The 17,995-nt window shown below is 53.8% G+C and carries 15 protein-coding genes; 3 read left to right on the top strand and 12 right to left on the bottom strand.

The genetic code is table 11. The features are described from left to right. Positions 1–13: 13 nt before the first annotated feature. The 3 genes from ACE99V_RS03525 to ftsE are packed head-to-tail and all read right to left on the bottom strand — an operon-like array spanning position 14 to position 2,802. The gene (locus tag ACE99V_RS03525; protein ID WP_400489768.1) at positions 14–1,207 is read right to left on the bottom strand and encodes a murein hydrolase activator EnvC family protein; all 1,194 of its coding nucleotides are present in this window, start codon (positions 1,205–1,207) and stop codon (positions 14–16) included. Positions 1,208–1,229: 22 nt separating this feature from the next. Further along, positions 1,230–2,126: a permease-like cell division protein FtsX gene (gene ftsX, locus ACE99V_RS03520; RefSeq protein WP_400489767.1), complete on the bottom strand. Its 897-nt coding sequence runs from the start codon at positions 2,124–2,126 to the stop codon at positions 1,230–1,232. Further along, positions 2,116–2,802 carry a cell division ATP-binding protein FtsE gene (ftsE, locus tag ACE99V_RS03515; protein WP_400489791.1) on the bottom strand — a complete coding sequence of 229 codons (687 nt, stop codon included), beginning with the start codon at positions 2,800–2,802 and terminating at the stop codon, positions 2,116–2,118. The genes ftsX and ftsE overlap by 11 nt, the downstream gene beginning before the upstream one ends. Before the next feature lie 291 nt (positions 2,803–3,093). On the opposite strand from ftsE, the gene ACE99V_RS03510 reads away from it, so the two are divergent. Continuing rightward, positions 3,094–4,059, top strand: coding sequence for an MBL fold metallo-hydrolase (locus ACE99V_RS03510; protein WP_400489766.1), 966 nt, complete (start codon positions 3,094–3,096; stop codon positions 4,057–4,059). An 88-nt stretch (positions 4,060–4,147) separates the two neighbouring features. Beyond that, positions 4,148–5,305: an iron-containing alcohol dehydrogenase gene (locus ACE99V_RS03505; RefSeq protein ID WP_400489765.1), complete on the top strand. Its 1,158-nt coding sequence runs from the start codon at positions 4,148–4,150 to the stop codon at positions 5,303–5,305. Positions 5,306–5,465: 160 nt separating this feature from the next. Here the strand turns inward: ACE99V_RS03505 and ACE99V_RS03500 are convergent, their stop codons facing one another. The 4 genes from ACE99V_RS03500 to ACE99V_RS03485 form a co-directional block, all read right to left on the bottom strand. Then, positions 5,466–6,023 (bottom strand): hypothetical protein, encoded by a 558-nt coding sequence (locus ACE99V_RS03500; protein WP_400489764.1) that lies wholly within the window; start codon positions 6,021–6,023, stop codon positions 5,466–5,468. After that, positions 6,020–6,625 carry a hypothetical protein gene (locus ACE99V_RS03495; protein WP_400489763.1) on the bottom strand — a complete coding sequence of 202 codons (606 nt, stop codon included), beginning with the start codon at positions 6,623–6,625 and terminating at the stop codon, positions 6,020–6,022. Before ACE99V_RS03495 ends, ACE99V_RS03500 begins: the two co-directional genes overlap by 4 nt. A gap of 113 nt (positions 6,626–6,738) precedes the next feature. Beyond that, the gene (gene argH, locus ACE99V_RS03490; RefSeq protein WP_400489762.1) at positions 6,739–8,184 is read right to left on the bottom strand and encodes an argininosuccinate lyase; all 1,446 of its coding nucleotides are present in this window, start codon (positions 8,182–8,184) and stop codon (positions 6,739–6,741) included. Beyond that, positions 8,181–9,440, bottom strand: a complete 1,260-nt coding sequence (locus tag ACE99V_RS03485) for an argininosuccinate synthase (RefSeq protein ID WP_400489761.1) — start codon at positions 9,438–9,440, stop codon at positions 8,181–8,183. The genes argH and ACE99V_RS03485 overlap by 4 nt, the downstream gene beginning before the upstream one ends. A 146-nt stretch (positions 9,441–9,586) precedes the next feature. Here ACE99V_RS03485 and ACE99V_RS03480 point away from each other — a divergent pair, with 146 nt between their 5' ends. Beyond that, entirely contained in the window at positions 9,587–10,432 is an 846-nt protein-coding gene (locus tag ACE99V_RS03480) for a VanW family protein (RefSeq protein ID WP_400489760.1), read from the top strand. Here the strand turns inward: ACE99V_RS03480 and ACE99V_RS03475 are convergent. The 5 genes from ACE99V_RS03475 to ACE99V_RS03455 form a co-directional block, all read right to left on the bottom strand. Beyond that, positions 10,429–11,760: an HD-GYP domain-containing protein gene (locus tag ACE99V_RS03475; protein WP_400489759.1), complete on the bottom strand. Its 1,332-nt coding sequence runs from the start codon at positions 11,758–11,760 to the stop codon at positions 10,429–10,431. The two genes, ACE99V_RS03480 and ACE99V_RS03475, sit on opposite strands and share 4 nt — an antisense overlap. After that, on the bottom strand, positions 11,744–12,295 hold the full coding sequence (locus tag ACE99V_RS03470) for a DUF5317 domain-containing protein (protein ID WP_400489758.1): 552 nt from the start codon (positions 12,293–12,295) through the stop codon (positions 11,744–11,746). The genes ACE99V_RS03475 and ACE99V_RS03470 overlap by 17 nt, the downstream gene beginning before the upstream one ends. A gap of 427 nt (positions 12,296–12,722) precedes the next feature. Next, entirely contained in the window at positions 12,723–13,694 is a 972-nt protein-coding gene (argF, locus tag ACE99V_RS03465; protein ID WP_400489757.1) for an ornithine carbamoyltransferase, read from the bottom strand. Then, on the bottom strand, positions 13,639–16,875 hold the full coding sequence (gene carB / locus ACE99V_RS03460) for a carbamoyl-phosphate synthase (glutamine-hydrolyzing) large subunit (protein WP_400489756.1): 3,237 nt from the start codon (positions 16,873–16,875) through the stop codon (positions 13,639–13,641). Before carB ends, argF begins: the two co-directional genes overlap by 56 nt. Then, positions 16,868–17,974, bottom strand: a complete 1,107-nt coding sequence (locus ACE99V_RS03455; RefSeq protein ID WP_400489755.1) for a carbamoyl phosphate synthase small subunit — start codon at positions 17,972–17,974, stop codon at positions 16,868–16,870. Before ACE99V_RS03455 ends, carB begins: the two co-directional genes overlap by 8 nt. Positions 17,975–17,995 lie beyond the last annotated feature (21 nt).

Raw genomic sequence — 17,995 nt, 5'->3', positions numbered from 1 at the left:
TTGCCTGGTCTGCCTATCGAAGGAACGGCGCTGGATTGACGGCGACGTCGTTGCGATACACGGTAAAGTGCAGGTGATTGCCCGTAGAACGGCCCGTAGAGCCAACTTCGGCGATTTTCTGGCCACGCTTGACGGCTTGTCCCACTTTCACTTTGATGCCGCCCTCGCGGATGTGCGCGTAGAGCGTGGTAATCTCCTGGTTGTGCTTGATCATTACCGTGTTTCCGAAGCCTCTGTTGTAGCCGGCGAAAATGACGATGCCGTCCTCTGCCGCCAAAATTGGCGTTCCTTTCGGCGCAGCCATGTCTAATCCATTATGCCCAGCTGAACGTCCCGTAAACGGGTCGCGGCGCATGCCAAAGCCGGATGTAAAACGGAAGCTGCCCTCCGCAATCGGCAAGCCCAGCTTGCCTCCGCGGTATTTGCTTACACTTTCCAAACGTGACTTCTCCGCGACCTTGGCCGCTTCCTGCTGAGCCAATGCAATCAGTTTTTGTTCTTCTTCTTCTTCGATCTCGTGCAGCTGATTTTCCTGCTCCTGCAGTTCCGCCTTTACAACGGTGCTGCGCTTAAACTGCTGATCGAGCTGCTCCTTGAGGTTTTCCGCCTCGGCATACATGTTGGCAAAAACCTTCAGCTGATGCTCGATCTCTTGTTTCTTCTTGGCGATCAGTTCTTTGTCGCGGATATTGTCCTCCAGGATTCGCGTATCCTGCTCCAAAATCAGCTGCAGACCCTGCATGCGGGTGAGAAAATCGCCGAAGCTGGACGAACCCATCAAGACCTCTACATAGGAAATGGAGCCGCGTTCGTACATCGATTTCACGCGGGTTTTCAAGAGACTTTCCCGCTTCGCCACGCGTTCTTCCGCCTGATCGAGCTGGTCCTGGGCTTCGGCCGCTTTCAGCTTGGTATCCTCCATCTGCCCTTCAAGCTTGTCCAATTTTTTCTGGGTTTCGTTGCGGCGAAGGTCTATCGCCATCAGTTCGTTTTCCAGATCGGCCCGCTGCCGCTTAATGGAGGAAATTTTGTTCTCAATCGCTTTGATTTGCTGCTGCTGCGCCTTTTTCTGTCTCTTGATTTCGGCCAGCTCTCGGTTAATCTTCTCTAGGGACGCTTTACTTGCTGCCCAACCGACCGTCGTGGGTGCCACGGTTCCAGCCAACAGGCTGGTAAGCAAAACGGATAGCAGGATTTTCTTCCTCATACGACTCCTCCCTAGTTCTTCTCTATACTTTCAGGAATCGGCGAACCGACACAAGACTTCCCCAAATGCCAATGAACGCGCCGATGGCGATCAAGGTAAGCGCCACCTGGTTCGCAAGCGGGAACAGCGGCAACAGTTTGAACAGCTGCGCAGTTGGCAAGCTTGCGTTGATTGCGTCCAGCAAATAGTGGTAACTGATACCCAACAGCACGATCGGGATCACTGCGCCAATGACGCCCATCATCAGCCCTTCCACGAAGTACGGCCAACGGATGAACCAGTTGGTCGCTCCCACCAGCTTCATGATCTCGATCTCCCGGCGACGGGCGACGATTGTCAGCTTGATCGTGTTGGCAATCAAAAACATGGCGGTAAAGCCGAGGCCGAGGATAAAGGCGATACCCACGTTGCGAATCGTGCCGGTCCAGGCGAACAGTTTTTCAACCGTGCCTTCGCCGTAGTTCACCTTGTTCACGAATTCTATCGTCTTGATTTGCTTGGCAACGGCTGCGGTATCCTGCGGAAGCTTGGTTTTCACCACAAACATGTCGGGCAGCGGGTTGTCCTCTTCCAGCCCCTCAAACAGTTTCGCCTGTTCTCCCAAGCTTTCTTTAAACTGTTTCAAGCCCTCATCCTTGGGAATAAACACAACACTTTCCACTTTGGGAATCGCCCGAATGTTATGTTCTACTTGTTGAATGTTATCCTTGTTTGCCAGCACGTCCAGGAAGACACGGATTTCCACCTGCTTTTCGACTGACTGGGCAAAATGGTTGACGTTTAACGCAAGGATGAGAAACACACCCAAAATCAACAGGGTAATGGCTACGGCGCTGATGGAAGCAAAGGTCATCCAACCGTTCCGACCGAGGTTTTTCACCCCTTCGCGGACATGGCGCCCAAGCGTTCTAATCTTCATAACCGTATTCCCCTCTCTGCTCGTCACGGACAATCTGTCCCGCTTCGATGGCGACTACCCGTTTTCTCATCGTGTTGACAATCTCGCGGTTATGTGTGGCCATGACCACCGTGGTTCCCCGCTGGTTAATCTCCTCAAACAGCTTCATGATTTCCCACGAGGTTTCCGGATCGAGGTTTCCGGTAGGTTCGTCAGCAATAATAATGCCTGGGTTGTTCACCAGCGCCCTTGCCAGCGCCACCCGCTGCTGCTCGCCTCCGGACAGCTCGCTCGGCAGCATTTTTGCCTTGTGCTTTAATTTGACCAGCCCCAATACGTCCATAACGCGGGGCTTAATCAGCTTGGTCGGTGTTTCGATTACTTCCATGGCGAACGCCACATTTTCGTAAACGGTAAGCGTCGGCAGCAGCTTGAAGTCCTGGAACACGACGCCGATGCTCCGGCGCACGAGCGGAATCTGTCTTTCCTTAATGCGGCTGACGTTGAAACCGCCAAGGAAGATTTGTCCCTTCGTCGGTTTTTCTTCGCGGTACATCAGTTTAATAAAAGTAGATTTACCTGCCCCGCTCGGTCCCACGACATAGACAAATTCTCCCTTTTCAATGCGAATGTTGATGCCTTTCAGAGCATTTGTTCCATTTTGGTAGGTCTTCCACACGTCAAACATTTCGATCAATAAAATCACATCCTAGTCTTCATTACACGGAAGCTTTTTTCATCATGGAAAAGCGCCCGGATGGCAGCAGCGGCAAAAAATGTAGAAATACAGCGGCCCAAACCGTCCCTCCTATTATAACACCCCCAAATCGTCAATGTATCCCCCAAATCTCTCAATTCTTGTCGATTCTCCTTGGATTCGGTAAAAAGTTGCGGAAAATAAGAAGATCATACTTGGAGGGATTCGGGGTTTTCTTGCATAAAAAGAGTAGGAGTGATGTGGAAAGTCGAACGAAAAAGAGGGAGTTACATGGAACAAAAAGACATTGTTTTTTGGCAGCGTCGATTTCCCAGCGCCAACAGCGTACTGATCAAGGGAGCGAAGCCGGTTCTCGTCGATACAGGATTCGGCAGCGATTTCGACGAAACAAAACACCTGCTTCATGCAGCAGGCGTACCTCCGGAGACGCTTTCCCTGATCGTGAACACCCATTACCACAGCGATCACGTCGGGGGCAACTGGGGGTTGCAGCAAACGTACGGCATTCCCATCGCGGCCCACAGCTGGGAGGCGGCACTGGTAAATCGCCGCGATCGTGAGGCATGCTGCGCCAACTGGCTGGATCAGCCCGTCGAGCCCTACCGCGTGGACATCACACTCACCGATGGCGACGAGCTGCCGGCCGGCGACACGGTTCTCCAGGTCATTCACACACCCGGCCATACGCTTGGCCACATCTCCTTGTACCTGCCCGAGCACCGCTTGCTGATTTGCGGAGATGCCTTTCATCGCAACGATGTAGGATGGCTCAACATGTTTCGGGAAGGAGCCGGCGCCCTTGCCATTTTGCAGGACACGCTTGACCGGCTGGCCGCTCTGCCGATCGACTTCGCCTACTCCGGCCACGGTCCCGCGATTGAGCAGCCACAGGTGTCAATCGACGAAGTCAGAAGGCGGCTGGAAAGCTGGAGCACTCAACCGGAAAAGCTGGCCTGGCACGCCTGCAAGCGTATTTTTGCCTACGCCCTGATCATCAAGAACGGTTTGCCTGTAGCGGAAGCTCACTCGTATCTGCTGAGCTGCGACTGGTTTCATGACTTCAGCAGACATTCCTTCCAAACAGAGCCTGCCGCTTTTGTTCAGCCCCTGCTGGATGAGATGATTCGCTCCAAAGCTGCGATTATTTCCCGCAACGTCCTGTACGCAACTGCAGACTATACGGCTCCTTCCGACAGCTGGAACCCACTGCAGACCCGACCGCAGCATTGGTCATAAGTGCACGGAAGCACATCGCCAACTGGTTGATACCCGCTGGATCGGATAAAATGAAAAGGGATCTGTACATAGAAAGGGAGCGAGTGACATGAACAATTTCGTTTACCATAACCCGACCGAGCTGATTTTCGGACGAGGACAAATCTCCCACCTGAAAGAAAAGGTGGAGCAGTACGGCAAAAACATTCTGCTGGTGTATGGAGGCGGGAGCATCAAACGCTTCGGCCTGTACGACAAGGTAATGTCCATCCTGAATGAACAAAGCTGCAAAGTGACGGAGCTGCCCGGAGTGGAGCCCAACCCGCGTCTCTCCACCGTGAAAAAAGGGATTGAACTGTGCCGTCAGGAAAACGTCGACTGGATTCTTGCGGTCGGCGGCGGCAGTGTAATCGATGCCGCGAAAGCTGTTGCGGTCGGCGTTCCGTACGAAGGAGACGTGTGGGACTTTTACACGCGCAAGGCGGTTCCCGAAAAAGCGCTTACGCTTGGCACCATTTTGACGCTGGCCGCAACCGGCTCGGAAATGAACCGGGGCAGCGTCGTCACCAACTGGGAGACAAAAGAAAAGTACGGGGCGGGTACGACCTTCCCGGCGTTCTCCATTCTCGATCCGGAGAATACATTCTCGGTTCCCCGCGACCAAACCGTTTACGGCATCTGCGACATCATGTCCCATGTGTTTGAACAGTACTTCACCCATACGCCGGAGATTCCGCTCCAAACCCGCTTTGCCGAGTCCATCATGAAAACGGTAGTGGAAAATGCGGAGCGTGTGCTGGCGAACCCGGAAGACTACGACGCGCGCGCCAATATCCTGTATTGCGGGACAATGGCCTTGAACGGCACACTGCCGATGGGCGTAGAAACCGATTGGGCCACCCACTCCATCGAGCACGCGGTCAGCGCCGTGTACGACATTCCCCACGGCGGCGGCTTGGCCATTATCTTCCCCAATTGGATGAGATACGTCTACCGCGAAAACGCGGAGCGCTTCAAACGGTTTGCCGTAGAGGTATGGGGTGTCGATCCGTCCGGAAAATCGGACGATGAGATCGCTCTGGAAGGGATCGCTGCAACGGAGGCATTCTTCCGGAGAATCGGTGCGCCGAGCCGACTGGCTGACTATCAGATCGGCGATGAAAACCTGGAGCTGATGGCGCAAAAAGCGGTGCCGTTCGGGCCGATCGGGAAATTCAAAAAGCTCACGAGCGAAGATGTCGCCGAGATTTTGCGCATGTGCCTGTAACCCCCGCCAACAGAAAAGCAGCCGCCGCGATGGTATCTCGCGACGGCTGTCTTTTTTAGTGTATAAGAATTTATAAATTTGGACATCCCATACAGCCGCTAGAAAAGTGTTCGGGGCCCCGCCCGGCGAAGCGTTAGCTAATGCTGGGTGGGTTTTCTTATTATTGTCGGCCGCGGACGATTGGCACGACGTCCATAAACCATTTATCAGCCTTTCGTGTAGCTGTCATCTTTTGAGCGGATACATCCACGACAGACCATGCCTCCTTCTGTTCCTCGTCATGACTGACGTATGCCAGTGTTCCATCAATGGAAAAACCCCTCAAGTAGAACGCTTTTTCCGGCTCGAGATGAGCGATCTGCATCATTCGCTCCGCATCAAAAACGTACAGCCCGCTGCCTTTTTTCTCCTGCGTGTCGCCCGTTCCCGAAGTCTGCTGAAGCCAGCCTCCTGTCAGCAGAAGATGCTTGCCGTCATGGGATAGAGCCGCGTCATCAACCGGCAGGTCAAACCGATCCACAACAGCAAGGGTGTCCGTTGCCACTACCGTCAGTCCCAGGGGCGTCTCGCTCAGCTGAACCCTGCCGTCCTCCTGCTTGCGGATATCGCGCCGCATGCCCGTCAGGTAGAGGTGCTCTCCATCTGCGCCAAGAACCACACGCCGCTCCGTCCCCGCCATGATTTTTGCCTGGGCTCGGGGAAGAATCCAGTCAATCAATCGCTCCCACCATGATCGTTTTCTGAGCTCAGAATGCCGTAGACAGCCAGTCTTTCCCCATGTTGAAGCTCCCGCAGCTGCAGCGGGATAAACGCTTGCGGAAATGCAACGATGACCCTTGCCTGCTTTCCCTTCTGATCGTACTGTTTCAGCTGAAAGACAGGCTGCTTACCGGTTGAAACAGGCTCCGTCCAGTAAAGCAGAGTTCCATCGTTGCTGTAACAGAGATCGCTTGCGTCGTCGAGCAAAATGCCTTCCGCGACTGTATCTTTCCAACCTCCGCCGAGCTCAATGAGATGAAGCTCACCGTTCCGATTGTGTTCCCCGCTTGGCCAAACGATAGCCGCCATTTGCTTCCCGTCCGGCCTTACAGCATAGCTGTAATGATGCCCAAAATGGAGAGAAACGTCTCCCGGCAGGTCCTGCAGGGTTTGCGAATGGACGAGTTTTCCCCGAAGCGGTTCCGAAGCGTCAGTAATCAAAAGGGCTTGCGCCGCATTGTGCGTTGACGAATTCACCCCTTCACCGTGATGCTCCACTGGTGACACACAGCCGACTGCCAGTATGACCGCCAACAGCAGGGGGACGATTTGTCGAATCATCTCAGATAATCCTCCTTGCTCATCATGTTAATGGATGACCCTTTCGATGCGGCAAGCGGGAAAAACGTTACAGAAAAACCACCGCAGCCATGGAAGGCTCGGTGGTTTCACGGTTACGCCGGCGAACCTACATCCACCAGCGATTCAATCATGACTTTTTGACTGTTTTTCTCGACCCACGCCGACGTTTGGGACAGACGTCCGCGGAAGGCTGCGATTTGCGCCTCCACCTGATTGCGGGCGGTACCGCCCAGGACATTGCGCGCATTAACGACCGTTTCAACTGCCAGAATGTCGTACACGTCTGCTTCGATCGCAGGCGAGAAGCTTTGGAATTCTTCCAGGGTCAAATCAAGCAGGTATTTGTTCTGTTCGATGCAGTACAGAACGGTTCTGCCCACCACTTCATGCGCCTGACGGAACGGCAGGTTTTTGCGCACCAGGTAGTCTGCCAGATCAGTTGCGTTTGAAAAGTCCTGTGTGACCGCCTGACGCATGCGCTCCGTTCTCACCTGCATGGTCTGAATCATCGGGGTTAACAGGGCAAGTGCGCCGTGCAGGGTGGCTACGGTGTCAAACATGCCTTCCTTGTCTTCCTGCATGTCTTTGTTGTAGGCCAGCGGCAAACCTTTCAGTACCGTCAACAGACCGATCAGGTTGCCGTACACACGCCCCGTTTTTCCCCGCACCAGTTCGGCCACGTCGGGATTTTTCTTCTGCGGCATGATGCTGGAACCCGTGCAGAAGGCGTCGTCCAGCTCCACAAAAGAAAACTCCTGACTGCTCCAGATGACCAGCTCTTCGCAGAGTCGGGACAGGTGAGCCATGAGCAGCGAGGAATCAGCCAGAAACTCCACGATAAAGTCGCGGTCGCTCACTGCATCCATGCTGTTCAGGTACACCCCGTCGAACTGCAGCATCTCGGCGACGAATTCGCGGTCGATCGGGAAGGTAGTCCCAGCCAGCGCGCCGGCGCCAAGCGGCATCACGTTGACCCGCTTCCAGCACTCCTGCATGCGCTCAATGTCGCGCTGCAGCATGGAGACGTAGGCCATCAGGTGGTAGCCGAACAATACCGGCTGCGCCCGCTGCAGGTGCGTGTACCCCGGCATGACTGTGTCCAGGTGCTGCCCTGCCTGCTCCAATAGCGCTTCCTGCAGGTACATCGCCAGCTGGATGATTTCCATCAGCTTTTCTCTTAGATAGAGGTGCATGTCGAGCGCCACCTGGTCGTTGCGGCTGCGCCCGGTATGCAGTTTGCCCCCTACCGGTCCGATCTCCTCGATCAGCATCTTTTCGATGTTCATGTGCACATCTTCATGCGCAACGAGAAACTCTGCCTGTCCACGCTCGATCTTTTCCTTCACTTTTTTCAGACCGGCGATAATTTGCTTCACTTCGTCCATCGGCAGGATGCCACACTTACCAAGCATGGCTACGTGAGCCAGGCTACCGACGATATCTTGCCGCCACATCTGCTGATCGAACGAAATCGAAGCTGTATATTCATCTACGAGTTGGTTCGTCGGTTTGGTGAAGCGCCCTCCCCACAGTTTCATTGCACGATCGCATCCTTTTCATCCAGGATCTTGATGCTGGTCTTGTTCTCTTTATGCAGAACTCCTTCGTTCACTTGCGCGTATACCTTGGTCGGCAGACCCCACAGCTTGATGAAACCGAGCGCCGCCTTGTGGTCAAACTGGTCACCCGCTGCATAGGTAGCGAGCTCGTGGCTGTAGAGGGAAGAAGCAGATTTTCTGCCCACCACGATCGCGTGCCCCTTGTGCAGCTTCACGCGCACAACGCCGGTGACGTGCTGCTGTGTCTCTTCGATGAACGCTTGCAGGGCGTTGCGAATCGGCGAATACCAGAGGCCTTCGTAAATCACCTGCGCCATTTTTTGCTCGATAATCGGTTTGAACTGCGCCACTTCACGAGGCTGTGTCAGGAACTCCAGTTCACGGTGCGCGAGAATCAGCGTAGTCGCTGCCGGTGTTTCGTACACTTCACGGGACTTGATGCCGACCAGACGGTTTTCCACGTGGTCGATGCGGCCTACGCCGTGGTTGCCGGCGATTTTGTTCAGCTTGAGAATCAGCTCGGACAGCGACAGCTCTTCGCCGTTCAGCGCTGTCGGCACACCCTTGACAAAGGTGATTTCGATTTCTTCCGGTTGTTCCGGAGCGTCGGCAATGGATTTGGTCAGATCGTAAGCCCCCTCCGGCGGAGCGGCCCAAGGATCTTCCAGGATGCCGCATTCGCAGCTTCTGCCCCAAAGGTTTTGGTCAATGCTGTACGGGTTGTCGAGATCGATCGGGATCGGAATGTTGTGCTTTTTCGCGTACTCGATCTCTTCGTCGCGGGACCAGCCCCACTCACGCACGGGCGCTACGATCTTGAGATTCGGATTGAGCGAGGTGAAAGAGACGTCAAAGCGAACCTGGTCGTTACCTTTTCCTGTGCAGCCGTGAGCAACCGCAACCGCCCCTTCTTTTTCTGCGATTTCCACAAGCACGCGGGAAATCAGGTAACGGGACAGCGCAGACACCAACGGGTATTTCCCTTCGTACATGGCGTTCGCTTGCAGTGCCGGAAGAACGAACTCCTGGGCAAATGCTTCCTTCGCATCTACCACGATTGATTTTAACGCTCCTACCTGAAGCGCTTTTTTCTGAACGAAGTCGAGGTCCTTCCCTTCGCCTACATCCAGTGCGACCGCAATCACGTCGTAGTTATAGGTTTCCTGCAACCATTTGATTGCCACAGATGTATCTAAACCGCCTGAGTATGCCAACACGATTTTTTCTTTTGCCATGTTTCTCTCTCCCTGCATGAAGGTTTTTTCATGAGTAATTATACAAACAGATTTATAAAAATACAACCATTTCTTTGTTTCGCCTTCACGATTCCCGTGTTACAAATAAAGGGAACGCAGGAAAAATGATGCGAGGGGAAACCATCATGCAACGGTCTCGGATTCACCCGTTCTTCTATCACGCGCGCGTTGCCCAAAAGAGACTTACCCGGCGTCTGGCTGACACGTTTGGCAGGCAGCGATTTGCACGCATTCGCTCTGCCCGTGATCTGCCGTACACCTGCAAGCGGCACCAATCGCTTCTGCGCCGAAAGCTGGGAAGCACAGAACCGCAGCTGCAGGAAAACAAGATTGTCAATTTGCGCATTGCGATTGCCACGATGGATGGGCTGTTGATTCGTCCCGGCGAAACCTTTTCGTTTTGGAAACAGGTCGGTAAGACGACAGCGGGCAAAGGATATCTGGAGGGGCTGCTGCTTTCTCAAGGGGAAGTGAAAACGGGTGTAGGCGGAGGTCTCTGTCAGCTCGCAAACCTGTTGTTTTGGATGGGACTGCACACTCCCATGCAAGTAGCGGAGCGCCACCACCACCAATTTGATCCGTTTCCCGACGACCATCGGGTTTTGCCGTTTGGCAGCGGGGCGAGCGTCTTTTATAACTACGTTGACCTGCGCTTTTTCAATCCGACGGACCGGACCTTCCAGATTCGCATGCGGGTCACCGACAAGCATCTCAAAGGCGCAATATTTTGTAACGAGGACTGGCCTTGCGCCTACCATCTGGAAGAGCGAAACCATGTCTTTCTCAAACAAGAGGGGAAGAACTACCGCAAGAATGAAATCTGGCGAATCGTCATTGACAAACGAACGGGAAACAAGGTGTCGGAGGAGCTCATCATCCGCAACTTTTCGGAAGTGAAGTATGAGATCGACGACATCCATATGGAGCGTTTGTGGAATCCCGTTGCGAGCAAAAACAAGAGGCACTCTTAATTGAATGCCTCTTGCAGCTGCCTTTTTTGTTCGTCTTGATGAATAAATGCCTCCAGCTCCTCTTTTGGGAGGCGGTCAATAATCGAAATAAAGTGATGCGCCAGCGATTGGTCAAATTGCGTGCCAGCCCCCTTCTTGATTTCCTCCAGGGCTTTTTCGATCGGCAGACCTTTGCGATAAGGTCGGTCAGCCACCATGGCATCAAACGCATCAGAGATGGCGAGGATGCGGGCAACCAGCGGAATCTCTTCTCCGCACAGGCCGTCCGGATAGCCCCTCCCGTCAATCCGCTCGTGATGGGAACGGATGGCGGGCAGCAGCTCGTTGAACAATCCCGCCTGCTGCATGATTTCATATCCAATCACCGTATGCTGTTTAATCTTATCGTATTCCTCCGGTGTTAATTTTCCCTCTTTATTCAGGATCTCATCTTCGATTCCAATTTTTCCGATATCGTGCAAAATCCCGCCGAAGTAAACCTCGTCCACTTTCTCTTTGGGAAGGCCGATTGACATGGCGATCTCTCGTCCCCAATGCGCCACCCGCTGCGAGTGGCCGCTCGTGTAGTGGTCCCGCGCATCGATGGAGGCGGCCATAGCAGTGAGGAATTTATGGTTGAAGGATTTGACTTCTTCAACTTTTTGCTGGAGTTTGTTGAGGCTGTCGTAGTATTGGCGGAAGACGATGTTTAATGTAATAAAAGCTGCGATTAAAGGAATAATTGCAAAAAAGCCATATACTTCAACAAGTCTAGTACCAATTACTCCAATTATCATGAGCATAAGGTAAGTAGAGGTGCCACCTTTTACCATGCTATTGAATGTTATGTACCATTTTACATTAAAAAAATGAGAGATGCCGATAGCAGCCAACCATGTGTTTGTAAACCAATATACTGATATCAACACAAGATCAGTAAACATCCAAGGGATCGAATACCCTTTTAACCACGAATACATGTGACCTACTATCCACAGTGTTAACAAAATTTGACCACTATTCACCAGAGCCTTTTTTGTAGAATATCTAAATAAAAAAGCTACAATTAAGAGTTCTACAACTGCAGCCCATACTGCAACCCATGTTCCATAAAGGAGAATTCCCGAAACAAAGACCGCATTATTTACTGTAAGTCTGGCGTTAAACGTGCTAACTGGAGCAAACGCGCCGATAATTGTAAGCATGGTAAAAATGAATAATATACTCCAATGATCACGTGGTTCCCAATCAGGTAGCGTCGTGAAGAATATACCAATTGCCACCATCGGAAGTACATATTCAATAAAGAGATGCTTTGCAACTTGTGGAAGTTTAATGTTTCGCAGCATAGTTTTTACCTTCACGTAGCCGAATTAGAGATATTGGCTTATTCATTATACGTTGAACAAGCAAAAATGCACCAAGCATGATGAATAAATCGCCTATACTGATTACACGAGGAATAGGGAATGGCATATACATAATGTCTGCCAAAAAAGGTAATAAAGTATCATCCGTGAGAAGAGTATGTTTAAAATCTGTCCCGTTTACGATTGGTTCTACTGAAAAAGGGAGTTTTTCGGCCTGCTCTAAATCAACTGGCATTCGTCCTAGATTCGCCCATATTACTAGAGCGTTTAAAAACCATCCAATCATAAATATTCTTACATCTTCATGCTCGCGATTCGCATAGAAAAATGCAAGAATTGAGACATATGCAATAGATACTAAGACGCCTCCCAATTCTGACAAAAAAACCGAAGCTAGTTGAAGTAATATGCTAACCAACAAGAAACTTAGCTTATGAAATGTAGGTATTTTATTTATACGGCCACCTCGTAGATAGCCAAACAAAAACGAGAGTAATATGACATCAAGTAACACGATTACTTACCTCCACTAAAGCTGTGAAAAAACACCACTTACAACGAAGCGGTGTTTCTTGTTTCCTTAACCGATATGCCAGTTAGCAGAAGTCGCAGCAACGATACCTGCAACCAAGAGAACAGCTACGAACCATTTTTTCATCTCTCGATCCCCCCCTCTTGTCATTAGTGGAGAAGTCGGTTTCGCTAGTTTGATCCGCACAGGCTAAGCGACCAAATACGGCCTGTGGGTCCTTCACGTTTCCTAATCTAGTAGGAAAGTGCGGTTTCGCTACTTGCTCCATATGGACCAAGCGACCAGATACAGTCCATACTTCATCGCTCTTCCTGCCTATATTTTACACTTAAATGACAAAATTCGGCAATGAGAGATTCATAGTCTATTAGCTTCAATTCTTAATAGGTATTAATACCTAGAACCATATTCACACAAGCGCTGCCAGTACGGCTTTTTGCGCATGCAGGCGGTTTTCTGCCTGGTCAAAAACGACAGAATGCGGGCCGTCAATGACACTGCTCGACACTTCTTCGCCGCGATGTGCCGGCAAGCAGTGCATGAACAGGTAGGACGGGCTGGCGTGGCTGGTCAACTGATCGTTTACCTGATAAGGTGCGAACGCTTTGAGGCGCTGCTCGTTTTCCGCCTCAAACCCCATGCTGGTCCAAACGTCGGTGTAGACGACGTCCGCCCCCTGTACGGCCTCCACCGGATCGTGGGTAACCAGCAGCTGCCCGCCGTTCTGAAGCGCATACGCTTTTGCCGTTTGAACAATCTGTTGATCCATTTCGTAACCCTCAGGCGCAGCCACGCGGACGTCCATTCCGAGCAGCACCGCTGCCAGCACCAGGGAATTGGCCACGTTGTTGCCGTCGCCCACGTAGGCCAGCTTCACACCTTTCAACTTGCCTTTGTGCTCCTGAATCGTGAGCATATCGGCCAGCGCCTGGCAGGGATGGAACTGATCGGTGAGGCCGTTGATGATCGGTATGTCGGCGTGCTTGGCCAACTCCTCCACACCGGTGTGGGAAAAGGTGCGGATCATGATGGCGTCAACATAGCGGGACAACACCTTGGCCGTGTCGCTGATCGGTTCCCCGCGCCCCAGCTGCAGTTCTTTTCCGCTCAAAAACATGCTCATGCCGCCAAGCTGGTACATGCCCACCTCAAACGAAACGCGAGTACGCGTGGAAGCCTTGTCAAAGATCATGCCCAACGTTTTTCCCTGCAGCGGCTGATAGCTCTTTCCGCTCTTGTGCAGCAGCTTCATGTGAGCAGCCAGGTCTAACAGACAGGTCAATTCCTCGCCGGTAAACTCGTCGACTCGGAGCAGGTCTTTCCCCTTAAACGTGGCCAACTGTGCGCTTGGAAAGCGTTCCAATATCTTCGCAGGCTGCATGCCCGTCACTCCCCTTTTCCATAATCGCTTGCAAGTACAAGTCAAGCGTCTCCACAGCCGTAAACAACGGTATCCCTTTTTGTACGGCCAAACTGCGAAGGGCAAAACCGATTCGCCCTTGACGATTCCCTTTGGTCGCGGTGATGACGGCCAGGGAGATGGTTTCCGCTTGAAGCAGCTTGATAAAATCCCCCTCATCGGCGATCACGCGGGCGACCTCCACGCCGTTTTCGCGCAACCAATCCGCCGTTCCCTGCGTCGCCGCCATTTGCGCACCCTGTCTTTCAATCGCGGCAAACAACCCGACTGCCACGGCAGTCTTATCCTTGTCGGACAGGGAGACAAAGCAGGTATCTCCTTGGCGCAGGCCGTTGTGCACATGATCTTTAAACGCAAATGCCTTGCCAGCCGCTTCGGCGAATGTACGTCCCAGCCCCAACACCTCGCCGGTCGATTTCATCTCCGGTCCGAGAACCGGATCGACGCCATCCAGCTTCACCGTGGAGAAAACCGGCGCCTTTACGACGGCAAACGGAATGTCCGGCAAAAGACCGGTGCCAAATCCCATGCTGCTCAGTTTTTCTCCCAGCTGGGCGCGTACGGCCAGCTCCACCATGGGTACGTTGGTCACCTTGCTGGTGATCGGCACGGTTCGGGACGCACGCGGGTTTACCTCCAGCACGTACACCGTATCGCCGCTGATCACGAATTGTATATTGATCAGACCGACCGCTTTCATCTCGCGGGCTATTTTTTCGGTATATAAAGCAATCGTCTGTTTCAATGCATCCGTCAAGCCGGGAGCGGGGAACAGCGCAATGCTGTCGCCGGAGTGAATCCCCGCTTTTTCCACATGCTGAAAAATGCCGGGGATCAATACCGATTCACCGTCGCAAACGGCGTCAACCTCTGCCTCCATGCCTGGGACGTATTTGTCTACCAACAGCGGGAAGAACGCGCTGCTGTTGGGATGGGCCAGCAGGCCGGAGATGGTCGCTTTCAACTCTTCCTCGCCCTGAATCAGCATCATGCCCTGCCCGCCGATGACGTAAGAGGGACGAAGCAGCACCGGATAACCGATAGCGCCTGCAACGGAAACGGCTTCCTCCAGCGAGGAGACGCCCTGCCCCGGGATGTGCGGAATGTCCAGCTTGCGCAGCATCTCGTAGAACAGTTCGCGGTCCTCCGCCCGGTGAATCGCCGCAAGCGAGGTGCCGAGGATGTGCAAGCCCGCTTCTGCCAGCGGAACGGCCAGATTGATCGCCGTCTGCCCGCCGAACTGCACCATCACGCCGTCCACCTGTTCACGCTCCGCCACGTTCAGGACGTCCTCCACGTGCAGCGGCTCGAAGTACAAGTGGTTGGCCGTTTCATAGTCGGTGCTGACGGTCTCCGGGTTGTTGTTGACCACGATGGCGGCGATGCCTTTGGACTGCAGGGCTTTGGCCGCATGCACGGAGCAGTAGTCAAATTCGATACCCTGTCCGATGCGGATGGGGCCGGATCCGAGCACCAGCACCTTCTTCCCGGCGAGGTTCTCCACCTCATCGGCTCCCTGCCAGGAGGAGTAGTAATAGGGCGTCTGTGCGTCGAACTCCGCCGCGCACGTGTCGACAATTTTATAGACCGGCTGAATTCCGGCTTGCTTGCGCATTTCCTTCACCTGCTCCACCGTCAGCCCGGTAAGCTCGGCGATCGTCTGGTCGGCAAAGCCGCGGTGCTTCGCTTCCTGCAAGAGCTCCGTCGTCAGGGCTTCGCTCTTTGCCAGCTGCTTCTCCAATCCGACGATGCGTTCCAGGCTGCGCAGGAAAAATGGATCAATCCCCGTCAGTGCATGCAGCTCTTCTTCCGTAAAGCCGGAACGGAGCGCTTCCGCCAGCGCGAACAGGCGGATGTCGGTAGCGTGCTGGAGCAAATCGACCAGTTCCTCCCTCGAGAGGGCGGCGACTTCCGGACGATACAGATGCGTACAGCCCAGCTCAAGGGAACGGACCGCCTTTAAGAGCCCTGCTTCCAGGTTGCGGGCGATCGACATCACTTCTCCGGTTGCCTTCATCTGCGTGCCGAGCAGACGGTCGGCGAGCGGGAATTTATCGAATGGCCAGCGCGGGATTTTGACGACGACGTAATCCAGCGTAGGCTCAAAACTGGCATAGGTGTAACCTGTGATCGGGTTCATCACTTCGTCCAGGCGATACCCCAACGCCAGCTTGGCGGCAATTCGGGCGATCGGATAACCGGTCGCTTTGGATGCCAGCGCACTGGAACGGCTTACCCGCGGGTTTACCTCAATCAAGTAATACTTGTCGGAATGCGGATCGAGGGCAAATTGAATGTTGCAGCCGCCGACGACGCCGAGCGCACGGATCACTTTGGTCGACACGCTGCGCAGCATTTGGTACTGCCGGTCTGTCAGCGTCTGCGACGGCGCCACGACAATGCTGTCCCCGGTGTGAATTCCCACCGGATCGAGGTTTTCCATATTGCAGACAATGATGCAGGTGTCGCTGTCGTCGCGCATCACTTCGTATTCGATTTCCTTCCAACCCTTGACGCTCCGCTCGATCAACACCTGGCCGATGGGACTTGCGGCAATTCCTTTGGCCGCTACCGCCCGCAGCGTCGGTTCATCTTCGGCGATGCCGCCGCCCGCGCCGCCCAGTGTGTAGGCAGGGCGTACGATCACCGGGTAGCCGATCTGGTCGGCAAAAGCGACTGCCGCCTCCACCGACTCCACGGTGGAACTCTCCGGCACCGGTTCACCGATTTGCTTCATCAGCTGCTTGAACAATTCGCGGTCTTCGCCGTTTTTGATCGCGGCGAGAGGCGTTCCCAGCAGGGAGACCCCGTATTGGGAAAGGACGCCCGCCTCGGCCAGATCCACCGCCAGATTTAATCCGGTCTGCCCGCCCAGCGTAGGGAGCAGGCCGTCGGGACGCTCCTTTTCGATGATTCTGGCAACGGATTCCACGGTCAACGGCTCCAGATACACCTTGTCGGCCACCTGTTCGTCGGTCATGATGGTCGCCGGGTTGTTGTTGACCAGAACGACCTGCACACCTGCCTCTCGCAGGGACAGGCACGCCTGCGCCCCCGCGTAGTCGAACTCTGCCGCCTGCCCGATGACGATTGGGCCGGAACCGATGACCAGCACTTTCTGAATGTTCTTCATTTTAGGCATAATGCTTCGCTCCTATTACGCGCATCGACTGCAAAAATTGATGAAAAATGTGGGATGTATCGTTCGGACCCGGATGTGCTTCGGGGTGAAACTGCACGCTCATGATCGGCAGGCTGACATGCCGCAGCCCCTCGACGGAACCGTCGTTGACGTTCCGGTACGTGACAGCCAGCTGCCGTTTGTCCAATGTTTCCTCCTTGACGACGTACCCATGGTTTTGGGAGGTCATGTACACCTTGCCCGTCGTCAACTCCTTCACGGGATGATTGCTGCCGCGATGTCCGTAAGCCAGCTTTTCCGTTCCGCCGCCGAACATCAGGGCGAGCACCTGATGACCCAGGCAAATCCCAAGCGTCGGGTATTTCTCGGCCGCCTTCCGCCATTCGCTGCAATAGGCTATCAGTTCGGAGGGATCGCCCGGCCCGTTGGAGAACAGCAAACCGTCCGGCTGCAGCGATTGGATTTGGGAAAATGGCGTGTCAAACGGCACCACAGTTACACGGCAGCCCAGCTCCAGCAGATTGTGCAAAATGGACTGTTTCATCCCCAGATCGACCAAAACGATGTGTTCCCGGTGACCCGGGTAGCGCTGAATCTGGCTGCAGGAGACGTTGGCAACCAGAGACTTTTTCGCGTGTTTGCAGCGGAATGCCAGCACCTCCTCCGCGCCGAGCGGCCGATCTGCGATGACCCCGAACAGGTCTCCCGATTTACGTACCAGCTTGGTAATGGTCCGGGTGTCGATGCCGGCGAGAATGGGAAAACCAAACCGCTCCGCTGCTTCCGCAAGCGAGTGCTTCGCGCGATAATGGCTCGGCTGCTCGCACAGCTCGCTGACGATCATTCCCGAAAGGGCGGGCTGCGCCGCCTCGTAATCGCTGTCGTTGATACCGTAGTTGCCGATCAACGGATAGGTAAAGGTAACGATTTGTCCGGCAAAGGAGGGATCGGTCATCACCTCCTGGTATCCTGTCATTCCTGTATGAAAAACCACTTCTCCGTAACTGAGCAGCGGTGCGCCGTGCAGTGTGCCGGCAAACACTTCTCCGGTCTCCAGCGTCAAGTAGCCGACTCCGTTTCCTTTTTTCTGAACAGTCATCTCTAGCTCCACTCCTCTCCA

The sequence above is a fragment of the Brevibacillus soli genome, assembly GCF_044759095.2.
GTDB lineage: Bacteria > Bacillota > Bacilli > Brevibacillales > Brevibacillaceae > JBIYSM02.
The sequence above is the reverse complement of the archived record's forward strand: the minus strand, read 5'-3'. Positions and strand labels throughout refer to the sequence as shown.